At 69.8% G+C, this 12,338-nt stretch carries 14 protein-coding genes; 10 read left to right on the forward strand and 4 right to left on the reverse strand.

Translation table 11 applies throughout. The annotated features are described in order from the left end of the window. Positions 1-13: 13 nt before the first annotated feature. From AR539_RS08600 to moaA, 3 genes are all read right to left on the reverse strand, one after another. Complete coding sequence (locus AR539_RS08600; RefSeq protein WP_066434864.1) at positions 14-295, reverse strand: hypothetical protein; 282 nt, start codon at positions 293-295, stop codon at positions 14-16. 114 nt (positions 296-409) lie between these two features. Further along, a complete protein-coding gene (locus tag AR539_RS08605; RefSeq protein ID WP_066434867.1) occupies positions 410-676 on the reverse strand; it encodes a MoaD/ThiS family protein in 267 nt (88 codons plus the stop codon). 7 nt (positions 677-683) lie between these two features. Beyond that, positions 684-1,820 (reverse strand): GTP 3',8-cyclase MoaA, encoded by a 1,137-nt coding sequence (gene moaA / locus AR539_RS08610; protein ID WP_197410576.1) that lies wholly within the window; start codon positions 1,818-1,820, stop codon positions 684-686. Positions 1,821-1,976: 156 nt separating this feature from the next. On the opposite strand from moaA, the gene AR539_RS08615 reads away from it, so the two are divergent. From AR539_RS08615 to AR539_RS08645, 7 genes are all read left to right on the forward strand, one after another. Beyond that, entirely contained in the window at positions 1,977-3,605 is a 1,629-nt protein-coding gene (locus AR539_RS08615; protein WP_066434872.1) for a molybdopterin-dependent oxidoreductase, read from the forward strand. Positions 3,606-3,694: 89 nt separating this feature from the next. Next, the gene (locus AR539_RS08620) at positions 3,695-4,918 is read left to right on the forward strand and encodes a molybdopterin molybdotransferase MoeA (protein ID WP_066434874.1); all 1,224 of its coding nucleotides are present in this window, start codon (positions 3,695-3,697) and stop codon (positions 4,916-4,918) included. Continuing rightward, positions 4,906-5,424, forward strand: a complete 519-nt coding sequence (moaC, locus tag AR539_RS08625) for a cyclic pyranopterin monophosphate synthase MoaC (RefSeq protein ID WP_066434877.1) — start codon at positions 4,906-4,908, stop codon at positions 5,422-5,424. The genes AR539_RS08620 and moaC overlap by 13 nt, the downstream gene beginning before the upstream one ends. Beyond that, on the forward strand, positions 5,421-5,933 hold the full coding sequence (locus AR539_RS08630) for a MogA/MoaB family molybdenum cofactor biosynthesis protein (protein ID WP_066434880.1): 513 nt from the start codon (positions 5,421-5,423) through the stop codon (positions 5,931-5,933). Before moaC ends, AR539_RS08630 begins: the two co-directional genes overlap by 4 nt. After that, positions 5,923-6,426 (forward strand): molybdenum cofactor biosynthesis protein MoaE, encoded by a 504-nt coding sequence (locus AR539_RS08635; RefSeq protein WP_066434884.1) that lies wholly within the window; start codon positions 5,923-5,925, stop codon positions 6,424-6,426. Before AR539_RS08630 ends, AR539_RS08635 begins: the two co-directional genes overlap by 11 nt. A 55-nt stretch (positions 6,427-6,481) precedes the next feature. Next, positions 6,482-7,240, forward strand: a complete 759-nt coding sequence (gene dapB, locus AR539_RS08640; RefSeq protein ID WP_066434887.1) for a 4-hydroxy-tetrahydrodipicolinate reductase — start codon at positions 6,482-6,484, stop codon at positions 7,238-7,240. A 5-nt stretch (positions 7,241-7,245) separates the two neighbouring features. Beyond that, complete coding sequence (locus AR539_RS08645) at positions 7,246-7,728, forward strand: hypothetical protein (RefSeq protein ID WP_066434893.1); 483 nt, start codon at positions 7,246-7,248, stop codon at positions 7,726-7,728. Positions 7,729-7,813: 85 nt separating this feature from the next. On the opposite strand, the gene AR539_RS08650 is transcribed toward AR539_RS08645, so the two are convergent. Continuing rightward, positions 7,814-9,049 carry a heparan-alpha-glucosaminide N-acetyltransferase domain-containing protein gene (locus AR539_RS08650; protein ID WP_066434895.1) on the reverse strand — a complete coding sequence of 412 codons (1,236 nt, stop codon included), beginning with the start codon at positions 9,047-9,049 and terminating at the stop codon, positions 7,814-7,816. Positions 9,050-9,164: 115 nt separating this feature from the next. Between AR539_RS08650 and AR539_RS08655 the strand changes: the two genes are divergently transcribed. The 3 genes from AR539_RS08655 (at position 9,165) to AR539_RS08665 (ending at position 12,284) form a co-directional block, all read left to right on the forward strand. Next, positions 9,165-9,509, forward strand: a complete 345-nt coding sequence (locus AR539_RS08655; RefSeq protein ID WP_066434897.1) for a hypothetical protein — start codon at positions 9,165-9,167, stop codon at positions 9,507-9,509. 118 nt (positions 9,510-9,627) lie between these two features. Continuing rightward, a complete protein-coding gene (gene dapA, locus AR539_RS08660) occupies positions 9,628-10,536 on the forward strand; it encodes a 4-hydroxy-tetrahydrodipicolinate synthase (RefSeq protein WP_066434900.1) in 909 nt (302 codons plus the stop codon). 56 nt (positions 10,537-10,592) lie between these two features. Then, complete coding sequence (locus AR539_RS08665; protein WP_066434903.1) at positions 10,593-12,284, forward strand: ribonuclease J; 1,692 nt, start codon at positions 10,593-10,595, stop codon at positions 12,282-12,284. Positions 12,285-12,338 lie beyond the last annotated feature (54 nt).

The following is a 12,338-nucleotide window of genomic DNA, read 5'->3' on the forward strand; positions in this document are numbered from 1 at the left end:
CGCCGGGTGCGCGTCAGGGCGCGGATTCCAGAATCCGGGTTTTCGGGGCACCCGCGAGGGCGGGGGCAACGGTGGAGGAGTTCCAGACGTTAGCCTGGAGGTTCGCAAGCAGCGCTTCCGCCTGGTCCCGGCCCTCGAAATCGAGTTCGACCACCACGTAGTTCGGATCATCCACCGGGCGGCTGATCCGGTGCGCGGTGACGCCCGACGCCGCCCGGTTCACCGGATCACGGTCGAAGGCGGCCTTCCACATGCCGAAATCCTTGATCGCGTGTTCTATCTGCAAGGTGTACATGCCAGTCGTTCCTTCCGGCTACTGGTCCCGGGGTTTCTGGGATGGTTCCACGCTACGCGCGGCGGGGGCCGGGCGGTATCCCAAAAACGTGGCGGGGGATGGCCGGCGGGCTGCCTAGCCGCCGGCGAACGGCGGGAGCACGTCGACGACGTCGTCCGGCTTCAGCGCCGTCGCACGGTTGCGGACCGCCACCTCGTTGAGCAGGAAGCTGCTCCGGGACAGCAGCCGCGCCAGCGGCGGGGTCCCGGCCGGGGGTTCCGGGCGCTCGACGGCGAGGATCGCCTCCAGCAGCGCGTCCACGGTGGCGTCCGCGGCGAGGTCAAAGCGCTCCTCGTCGACGCCGGCAGCGGCGCGCGCGGCAGCGAAGTAACGTACGTTCACAGGTGCTTCAGCCTCCGATGGCGCTCATGCTGCGGTCCGGCTGGACGAAGTCCGGGGCGTCCAGTCCGACGTGGTCCATGCCGTGGGCTTTGGGTTTGATCCACATGGCATCCTGCCAGCGTTCGGCGAGCTGTTCGTCGCTGGCGCCCTCGCGGAGCAGCCCCAGCAGGTCGATTTCCTCGCGGGAGAAGAGGCAGCTCATGATCTTGCCCTCGGCCGTGATGCGGGTGCGGCGGCAATCGGAGCAGAACGGCTCGGTCACGGACGCGATGATCCCCACGGTGCCGAGGACCGGCCCGGTGGCCTCGGCCGTGCCGGGCACCCGGGCCCGGACCTCGAAGCGTTCCGCCGGGGCGCCGTCGCGGTCGCGCGGATCGGCGCTGAGCACGTAGTCGACGGACAGCAGCTCCCGGATTTCCGCGGCGGTGATCATGTTCCGCCGGGTCCAGCCGTGGTCGGCGTCGAGCGGCATCTGCTCGATGAAGCGCAGCTCGTAGCCGCGGTCCAGCGCCCACGCCAGGAGGGCGGGGGACTCGGCGTCGTTGATGCCGCGCATCAGCACGGCGTTGAGCTTGACGGGGCCCAGCCCGGCGGCCCAGGCGGCGTCGACGCCGGCGAGGACCTTGTTCAGGAAGGGCCGGCGGGTGAGCTGGGTGAACGTTTCCTCATGGAGGGAGTCGAGGGAGACGTTGATCCGGGACAGTCCGGCGGCTTTGAGCCCGGCGGCTTTTTTATCCAGTCCCACGGCGTTGGTGGTCATGGAGATGGGCAGGTCAGGGTGCGCGTGGCGGAGCGCGGAAATGATGTCCATCAGATCGGCCCGGACCAGCGGTTCGCCGCCGGTGAGCCGCAGCTCGCGCACGCCCAGCATGTCGACGCCGATCCGCACGATCCGGACGATCTCCTCCGCCGACATCACGGCCTGCTTGGATAGCCACTCCAGGCCCTCGGCCGGCATGCAGTACGTACAGCGCAGATTGCATTTGTCCGTCAGGGAAAGCCGCATGTCGGTGGCACGGCGGCCGTAGCGGTCCATCAGGCCGGCGGGCAGGCCGGCCGGGCGGCCGGGCACCTGCGCGGCGGAAGTGCCCGCGCCGGAACCGTCCTCCGCGCGGGGCTGGGGCATACCAAGCTGAACACTCATAAGCTCAGGCTACGCCACCTCGGCGCCGGCATCACTCCCGTTGGACCCCTCATTGCGCTGCACAGCGGCCTTTGCCCCAGGACGGTGCCAGCGGTGCCCCCCAGCCCCTTCCCGCAGGACGGTGCCCCGGCTCCGGCTCGAACCTATGCTGGAGGGGTGAACACTTCCCCGCCCGGGCCGGACACCCTTCCCGGCCCCGGCACGCGGACCCCGGCCCCGCGAGGCGCGGACCGGCACGCGACGGCCTGGGCGGCTGCCGCGGGAGTCGTAGCCGTCGGCACAGGGCTCGCCCTCGGAGAGCTCGCGGCGGGCCTGGTGAGCCCCTCGCTGTCCCCGGTGACCGCCGTCGGGGGCGCCGTGATCGACGTGGTCCCGCCGGGAGTCAAGGACTGGGCCGTGGCGCTCTTCGGCACGGCGGACAAAGCCGCGCTCCTTGGCGGCATGGGACTCGTCATTGCCGCGCTGGCGGCCCTGTCCGGAATCGTCGAATTCCGGCGCCGGTTCGCCGGCGTGGCCATCATTGCCGTGTTCGGCGCGGCGGGGCTGGCCGCCGTCCTCAGCCGGAGCGAACTGACGCCGAACGCGGTGCCCGTCCCGCTGTTCGCCGCCGTCGTCGGAATGGTGCTGCTGCGCTGGCTGATCCGCCGGCTGGAGGACTGGCAAGCCGACGCCGGGATGTCCGCGGAGGCACCAGGCGCCACACCCCAGCGGCCCCCGTCCCGGCGCCGCTTCTTCCAGGTCCTCGGCGGAACGGCCGCCGCCGGCGTGCTCGCCGGTGTGCTCGCCGCGACCTTCCGGGGAGCCGCCGCCGTCGTGAGCGAACTGCGCAGCAAACTGGCCCTCCCCGCCCCGGCATCCCCGGCTCCGCCGATCCCGGCCGGGGCCGAGGTCCGGCTGGACGGCATGGGCCCGCTGGTGACCCCCAACAAGGACTTCTACCGGATCGACACGGCTCTGCGCGTCCCGGTGCTGGACCCGGGCCAGTGGACCCTGAAGGTCACCGGGATGGTGGAGCGCGAGGTCTCGCTGGACTTCGCCGCCCTGCTGGCCAAACCGATGGTCGAACGGCACATCACCATTGCCTGCGTGTCCAATGAGGTGGGCGGGGACCTGATTGGCAACGCCCGCTGGCTGGGCTGGCCGGTCCGTGACCTGCTGGCACTGGCCGGCCCGAAGGACTGCGCGGACATGGTGTTGTCCCGCAGCTCGGACGGCTGGACCGCCGGAACGCCGCTGGAGGTGCTGACGGACAGCCGGGACGCACTCCTTGCCGTCGGGATGAACGGCGAACCGCTGCCGCTGGAGCACGGCTTCCCGGCCCGGCTGATCGTCCCCGGCCTCTACGGCTACGTCTCCGCCACCAAATGGGTCACCGAGCTCAAGGTGACGCGCTTCGCTGACGACGTCGGCTACTGGACGCCCCGCGGGTGGAGCGAGCGCGGACCCATCAAGACGTCCTCCCGCATCGACGTGCCCCGGGACGGCCGCTCCGTCAGCGCCGGCAACGTCACCTTCGGCGGCGTCGCCTGGGCCCAGCACACCGGCATCGGCACGGTGGAACTCAGGGTCAACCGCGGCCCATGGCAGCAGGCGGAGCTGGCCCCCGGGATCTCCACGGACACCTGGTACCAGTGGAAGCTGGCACTGCCGCTCACCCCCGGCCGGTACGAGGTCCAGGTCCGCGCCACGGACCTCACCGGCGCCGCCCAGGTGGAGGACCGCGCGCCGGTGGCGCCCAGCGGGGCCACCGGCTTCCACACGGTTAGAGTTGACGTAAAGTCCTAACCGGCCGGGCCCTGCCGGGCCAGGGAACCGGGCCGGGGCACCGGACCGGCTGCCCACGCCGCAGGCTCAAGACGAGGGGTCACCAACGCATGCACCGCACCCAGGCAGGGCACGTCACCGTGGAAGCGCACCGCGAATCGGTCCGCCGGCTCCTGGCCCCGCTCCGCACCCCGGACCGGATCGAACGGCTCCCGCTCCTCGCGGCGCTGGGCCGCGGGCTCGCGGCGGACGTCGTAGCGCCGCTGGACCTGCCGCCGTTCGCGAATTCCCAGATGGACGGCTACGCCATCCGCAGCGCCGACGTGCCCGACGGCGGCACCGGGCTGAGCGTCGTCGCGCCCGTCCCAGCCGGGGCCGCGCCGCCCGCACTGGCCGCCGGTACCGCCGCGCCGATCATGACCGGCGCCATGATGCCGCCCGGCGCGGACGCCGTGGTCCCGATCGAACAGGCCGTTCCCGCCGCGTTCCCCGCGCCCGGCGTCCCGGCCACGGTGCGGCTGCCCGCCGTTCCGGCCGGGACCTTCGTCCGGAACGCGGGCAGCGACATCCGCACCGGCGAGCCCGCCCTCGGCGCCGGCACCTTCCTGGGACCTGGGCAGCTGGGGCTCCTGGCCGCCTTGGGATTCACCGACGTGCCCGTCTACCGCGAGCTGCGGGTAGTGCTGGTCACCACCGGCGACGAGGTGGTGGAACCGGGCACCCCGCTGGGCGCCGGCAAGATCTACGACTCCAACGCCACCTTGCTGGAGTCCTCCATGCGCCAGGCGGGCCTGCACGTCACCCGGACCGGGATCGCCACGGACCGTCCCGGGGAGCTCGCGGCACTGCTGCGCCGGCACGCCCCCGACGCGGACCTGATCATCACCACGGGCGGCGTCAGCAAGGGCGCGTACGAGGTGGTCCGGCAGGCGATGGAGGGCCACGACGTCGACTTTTACGGCGTCGCGATGCAGCCCGGCGGCCCGCAGGGCATCGGAACGTTCGACGGCGTACCGGTCCTCGGGTTCCCGGGGAACCCGGTGAGCTGCCTCGTCTCCTTCGAGATGTTCCTCCGGCCCGCCCTCTTCGACCTGTTCGGGTCGCCCGCGCCGCGGCCGGCAGTCAGGGCACGCCTGGCCCACGCCCTGGAATCGCCGCCGGCAAAGCACCAGGTGCGCCGGGGCACGGTCCTGCCGGACGGCACCGTCCGGCTGGAGGGCGGCGCCGGATCCCACCTCGTCAGTGCCCTGGCTCACTCCAATGCCCTGATCCAGGTCCCGGAAGGAATTGACGCGCTCGCCGAGGGCGCAGAGGTGGAAGTATGGATGCTGTGAAAGAAGAAGCCCCGGCAACGGAAACATCCCCGGCGGAAACCCCGCGCCTGACCCATCTCCGGCAGGACGGCTCCGCCCAGATGGTGGACGTGTCCAACAAGGCGGAGACCACCCGTGAGGCCACTGCCACCGCCACGGTCCGCAGCACCGCCGAGGTCCTGGCCCTCCTCGGCGCGGGCGAGCTGCCCAAGGGCGATGCCCTTGCCGTGGCCCGGGTGGCAGGCATTATGGCGGCGAAGAAAACGCCGGAGCTGATCCCGCTGTGCCATCCGCTGCCCATCGCCAAGGTCACCGTGGACTTCGAGCTCGAAACCGACTTTGTCACCGTCTTCGCCACCGTCAAGACACGTGGCATCACCGGCGTCGAGATGGAAGCGCTGACCGCGGTCTCCGTGGCAGCCCTCAGCGTGTACGACATGATCAAGGCCGTGGACAAGCACGCGGTGCTGACAGACATCAAGGTGCTGGCCAAAAGCGGCGGCAAGAGCGGGGACTGGACACTATGAGCATGCCCGAACCACACCGGCACGGCGAAGCCACCGGGCGGAAGGCCGGCGTCGTGATCGCCTCCACCCGGGCCGCGGCCGGAATCTATGAGGACCTCACCGGGCCGGTCATCATCGACTGGCTCACCGAGCACGGCTTCGAGACGTACCCCGCCATGGTGGTCCCCGACGGCGACGCGGTGGGCGCAGCCCTGCGCGCCCTCCTGACCCAGGCGCCCGCCGTCATCATCACCAGCGGCGGCACCGGCCTCAGCCCCACCGACGCCACTCCGGAACAGACCCTGCCGCTGCTGGACCGCGAGATCCCGGGCATCATGGAAGGCATCCGCGGCGCCGGGATCGCCAAGACGCCGATGGCGATGCTTAGCCGGGGCCACGCGGGAGCTGCGGGCCAGACCTTCATTGTTAACCTTCCCGGCTCGCCGAAGGGCGTCATGGACGGCCTCGGCGTGCTGGATCCCATCGTCGGACATCTTTGCGACCAGCTGGAGGGCAGCCATGGCCACTGAACCGAACACCGAAACTTCACCGGCCTTCGACGTGGTGCACGCGGTGCTGAGCGCCGAGCCCATCTCCATCGACCAGGCCGTCGCTGCTGTCGAATCCGAAACCGCAGGCGCCGTGGTGAGCTTCAGCGGCGTGGTCCGTAACCACGACGGCGGCAAGCCGGTCCTCCGCCTGAGCTACAGCGCGCACCCCACGGCGCACCAGGTCATGGCCGACGTCGTCGCGCAGCTCGTCGCCGAACAAGCCACTGAACAAGTCATCGGACAAGCCACCGGGGGAGCCCCGGGCCACCCGGTGCGGATCTGGGCGGCGCACCGGATCGGGATGCTGGAGATCGGGGATCCCGCGCTGGTCTGCGCCGTCTCCGCCGCGCACCGCGGGCAGGCATTCGCGGTCTGCTCGGAACTCGTGGACCGGATCAAGGCCCAGGTGCCGATCTGGAAAGAGCAGTTCTTCACCGACGGCACGGTGGAATGGGTCGGCGCGGGGGAGTAGTACCGCGGGGCGGCCGGTTCAAGGCCGCCCCTGCCCCGGCGGTAGGGTTGATGGCATGACCGAACAACTCGCAGTCGCCGTGCTGGGCGCCAACGGGCGCATGGGCGCCGAAGCCGTCCAGGCCGTCGAAGCCGCCGCGGACCTGAACCTTGTCGCCGCGCTGGGCCGCAACGATCCGCTGGAGACGCTTGTCGACGCCGGCGCCCGGATCGTGGTGGACCTGACCGTCCCCGAAAGCACCGAAGCGAACGTCCGCTTCGCCGTCGACCACGGCATGCATGCCGTAGTTGGTACCACCGGTTGGGATGCGGAGAAACTGGCCCGGCTGGAGGAGCTCCTCGCCGGCCAGCCGGAGGCGGGCGTCCTGATCGCACCAAACTTCGCCCTCGGTTCGGTCCTCGCCTCAGCGTTCGCCGCCAAGGCCTCCCGCTACTTCGAGTCGGTGGAAATCGTCGAACTGCACCACCCGGACAAGGTGGACGCCCCGTCCGGCACCGCCGTGCGGACTGCCCAGCTCATTGCCGCCGAGCGCTCTGCTGCCAGCCTTCCCGCCAGCCCCGATGCCACCACCAGCGAACGCTCCGGCGCCCGCGGCTGCGACGTCGACGGCGTCCGCGTCCACAGCGTCCGGCTCCGCGGCCTCGTGGCGCACCAGGAAGTGCTTCTGGGCGGGCCGGGGGAGCAGCTGACATTGCGGCACGACTCCTTCGACCGCGCCTCGTTCATGCCCGGCGTGCTGCTGGGCGTGCGCAACGTGGCGGCCCACCCGGGCCTCACCGTCGGCCTCGACGGCTACCTGGACCTGGGACTCTGAGCGCCGTGGCCAACGTCCTCGCCGCCTTCAAAGCCAACCGCACCAAGATCTGGGTCGGTGCGGTCACGCTCCTGCTGGTCTTTTACCTGGTGGTGTCCTTCCAGCGCGCCGTGCTCCTCATGACGGACCCCAACCTGGTGGCCAAGGCCATCGGCGCCGCGTACCTGATCCTGCCCGTGATCGGTGCCTGGGCCCTGGTCCGCGAACTGCTCTTCGGTGCCCGGACCGAACGGCTGGCCAACATCCTCGAAGCCGAAGGCGGGCTGCCCGAAGACAACCTGCCGCGCACCCCCGCAGGGCGGATCATCCGCGAAGCCGCGGACCGCGAATTCGAGAAGTACCGCGCCGAAACGGAAGCGGCGCCGGAGGACTGGCGTTCCTGGTTCCGGCTCAGCTGCGCTTATGACGCCGCGGGCGACCGCAAACGGGCGCGTGCCTCCATGCGCGACGCCATCCGGCTGTACCGCACGGGATCCCGCCAAGGCTGAGCGCCCGCGGGCTGCCCGGGGCCCCGGACGGCCCCCTGGCTACCGGGGGCCGTCCGGGCCGCCCGGGCCGTAGCCCGGGCCGCAGCTACCTGACCCGCGCCGGCTGGTACCGGCCCAGCTGGTTGGCGGCATGCGCCACCCATTCCAGCGGCCCCCGCCACGCCAGCGCCGCGAACATGCCGCCGATCGCGAGGATCGCGGCCGCCTGCGCCCAGTAGACCCCCTCCACCGTCCAGCCGGACGGCAGCGGCTGGCCGGAGAGGGACGCCATCGCGCACAAGTGGGCCGTGTAGAAGGTCAGGGTCATGGCTCCGGCACCGCGCAGCGGCAGCAGCAGGTCCAGTCCGGCCCCCTGCACCAGCCGGCCCAGGATCAGGAAAGAGCCCACCACGGCGGCCGCGACCCCCGAGGTGTGCAGCAGGTCCAGCGTGGTGCCCGAGTGCGGGGCGCTGGATGCCAGCCACCAGGCCGATCCGGTCTGGTCCACCCCGGCGAGGTTCACCTGCAGCAGGCTTTCCAGCGGATACGAGGGGTCCAGGAGGGATGCTTGCAGCTGCGCCCGGCCGCCCCAGTCCTCCATCATCACCACACTGAACCACTTGGCGAGGACGGCGACGGCGGCGCCCACGGCCAGCAGCAGGACGGGGACTGCCGCCGACGTCAGCGCCATCCGGCCGATCGCGAGGCCCACCAGCAGGTAGGTCATCCACTGGAAAACGGGATAGTAGCCGGTCAGGAACAGGTCCCCCAGCAGGATGGCAGGGGTGGACAGGTCCTCCCAGACGGGGTTGTGGCCCAGCTGCAGGGGAGGCTCGGCGGCAAGGAGCCACGGCCTCAGCAGGAAGGCCATTGCCGGGCTGACCAGCACCCAGCCGGCGGCCAGCACCAGCAGGTGCTTGACGTCCAGGCCCAGGAACGGCAGCACACACAGGAACAGCACGGCGTAGTGGACCAGGATGATCGCGATGTTCACTTCGAGCCCGCCGACGGTGAGCCCGACGGCGCCGATCACCAGGGCGCGGAGGGCGATGCCCCGGCGGGCCGCCCACAGCCGGGGACCGTCCAGCGGCTGCTGCTTCCCGGTGGACAGCGCCAGGCCGATCCCGGCAAGCACGGCGAACAGGGCCGAGGCGCGGCCGGAAAAAACCAGCCCCACCCACGTCGGGGTGAGCTGGGCATTGGACTCGAAGGTCGGAAAGACATGCGTCGCCATCATGCCCAGGAGGGCCAGGCCGCGGGCGGCATCAATTCCTGCGAGCCGCATCCCGGTGGCCTTGGCTGCTGCGGACCGGGATGGGGATGCTGTTCCGCGCGGCGTCATTCGTCGATCGTCTCACGACCTCCGGCAGCGGTCCTCCGTCAACGGCGGGTCAGGGGAACTTCACAGGCGCCGCACAGGCCTTGTATTCGAATATATGTTCGAATAGGATGGCGCCATGAACAACAGACCAGAACCCGCACTCCCGCCGGAGGCGGTCCCCGGCGTGCTGAAGGCGATGAGTCCCGGCGTCGTGGACTTCCTGTTCCGGCAGCTCGTCGCCGGCGAGCCGGCGGAGGATGTGCAGTGGGGCAGGGAGGGGACGGCCCTGTCGGCGCAGGCGCCCGGTGCCGAACTCGCCCGCCGGCTTGCCGAGACGGACCTTGAAGCACTCACGCCCGGCGAACTGTTCCACTACGTGCGGGCCGCCCAGCGGCTCGCGGCGTGGGCCGAGGCGCTCCGCGAAGAAGCGGTGGGCCGCTACTGCGATGTGCCGGCCGGCGGATCTGCCCAGCAGGGATAATCAGCAGGGATAATCAGCGGCGCGGCACCGTCCGAAGGGGGCTTTCCGGACACGGCTTGATCTTCATCACTTCGCCTTCATTGTCTTATCAAGCCGGGGACAGGGTAACGTTTTTCATATGCCTGACTCTCGCACTCGCTCTTACACGTTCGGATCCCTCGTAACCGCCATGGTTACGCCTTTCACAGCCGACGGTGAGGTCGATTACCAGCAGAACGCGGAGCTGGCCAACAAGCTCGTCGACGACGGCCACGATGCCCTCGTCATTTCCGGCACCACGGGGGAGACCTCCACGCTGGAGGACGACGAAAAAGAGAAGCTCTTCCGCGTCATCGTCGAAGCGGTGGGCGACCGCGCCAAGGTGATCGCCGGAACGGGCACCAACCACACCTCGCACTCCATCGAGATGGCCAAGCGCGCCGAGAAGGCCGGAGCCCACGGCCAGCTGATCGTCACCCCGTACTACAACAAGCCGAGCCAGGGCGGCATCCAGGCCCACATCGAAGCCGTCGCCGACGCCGCCGACCTTCCCGTGATGGTCTATGACATCCCCGGCCGCTCCTGCGTCCCGATCGAACCCGAGACCATGATCCGGCTCGCGGAGCACCGGAACATCATCGCGCTCAAGGACGCCAAGGCCGACTTCGCGGCCGTCACCCGGGTCCTTGCCAACACCGACCTTGACGTCTACTCCGGCGACGACGGGCTGACCCTGCCGTGGATGGCAGCCGGCGCCGCCGGACTCGTGAGCGTTTCCGCGCACGTCGCCACGCGGCAGTTCCGCGCCATGATCGACGCCGCACTTGCGGGCGACTTCGCCACCGCCCGCACCATACATTTCGAACTGGACCCCGTGGTCCGTGCAGTGATGACCCACATCCAGGGTGCTGTTGCTGCGAAGCAAGTTCTTAAGTGGCAGGGAGTCCTGCCCAACTCTGTTGTCCGCTTGCCCCTCGTGGAGCCGGACGACGCCGAGATCGAAACCATCCGCGAGGACTTGGCGGAAGCCGGAATGGTCTTTTCCTAATCAGTGACCCTGATGAGTGGAGACCAGGCCGGCAACCGCCTGGAAAGTAGTGCACTATGACCCAAACTGCCCTTCCCGGCCTTGTCACGCCGCCGAAACTGCTCAAGGACACCCTGCGGATCGTTCCGCTCGGCGGCCTCGGGGAGATCGGCCGCAACATGACCGTCTTCGAAATCGGCGGCAAGCTCCTCATCGTCGACTGCGGCGTCCTCTTCCCGGAGGAAACCCAGCCCGGCGTTGACCTGATCCTGCCCGATTTCTCCTACATCGAGGACCGCCTCGATGACATCGTCGCCGTCGTCCTGACCCACGGCCACGAGGACCACATCGGTGCCGTGCCCTACCTGCTGCGCCTGCGCGCCGACATCCCCCTGGTGGGTTCCCAGCTGACGCTGGCCCTGATCGAGGCGAAGCTGCAGGAGCACCGGATCCGGCCGATCACCCAGACCGTCACCGAAGGCCAGATCAAGAAGTTCGGCCCGTTCGAGTGCGAATTCGTGGCCGTCAACCACTCCATCCCCGACGCCCTTGCTGTCTTCCTGCGCACCGCCGGCGGCACCGTCCTGCACACCGGCGACTTCAAGATGGACCAGCTGCCGCTGGACGGCCGCATCACCGACCTCCGCCACTTCGCCAAGCTCGGCGAAGAAGGCGTGGACCTCTTCATGTCGGACTCCACGAACGCCGACGTTCCGGGGTTCACCACCGCCGAGAAGGAAATCGGGCCCACCCTGGACCGGCTCTTCGGCCAGGCCACCAAGCGCCTGATCGTGGCCTCGTTCTCCTCGCACGTGCACCGCGTCCAGCAGGTCCTCGACGCCGCCGCCAACCACAACCGCAAGGTTGCCTTCGTCGGCCGCTCCATGGTCCGCAACATGGCCATCGCCGCGAAGCTCGGCTACCTCGACGTGCCCCCGGGCATCCTGGTGGACATCAAGAACATCGACAACCTGCCGGACAACCGCGTGGTGCTGATGTCCACCGGTTCCCAGGGCGAGCCGATGGCGGCCCTGTCCCGCATGGCCAACGGTGACCACCGCGTCGTCGTCGGCCAGGGCGACACGGTCATCCTCGCCTCCAGCCTCATCCCGGGCAACGAGAACGCCGTCTTCCGCATCATCAACGGCCTGCTCAAGCTGGGCGCCGACGTCATCCACAAGGGCAACGCCAAGGTGCACGTCTCCGGCCACGCAGCGGCCGGCGAGCTGCTGTACTGCTACAACATCCTGGAGCCGCTCAACGCGATGCCGGTGCACGGCGAAACCCGGCACCTGATCGCCAACGGCAAGATCGCCCTGGACTCCGGCGTCCCCGAGGAGAGCATCCTCCTCGCGGACAACGGCACCGTCATCGACCTGCGGGACCACCAGGCCGACATCGTGGGCCAGGTGGAGGTCGGCTTTGTCTACGTCGACGGCTCCAGCGTCGGCGAGGTCACGGAAGCTGACCTGAAGGACCGCCAGACCCTCGGCGACGAAGGGTTCATCTCCATCATCACCGTGATCCACCGCGCCACCGGCAAGGTGGTCTCCGGGCCGGAGATCCACGCCCGCGGCGTGGCTGAGGACGACTCGGTCTTCGACGAGATCATCCCGAAGATCAACGCCGCGCTGGAAGAAGCCGTGCTCAACCGCACCGACCACACCACGCACCAGCTGCAGCAGGTGGTCCGCCGCGTCGTCGGAACCTGGGTCAACCGCAAGCTCCGCCGCAAGCCGATGATCATCCCGGTGGTGCTGGAAGCGTAAGCCCCGGCCTGGGTCCCGCGGGACCCAGGCGGCGGCACCGTCCGCCACCTACCA

The organism is Arthrobacter sp. EPSL27, from assembly GCF_001512305.1.
Lineage (GTDB): Bacteria > Actinomycetota > Actinomycetes > Actinomycetales > Micrococcaceae > Arthrobacter.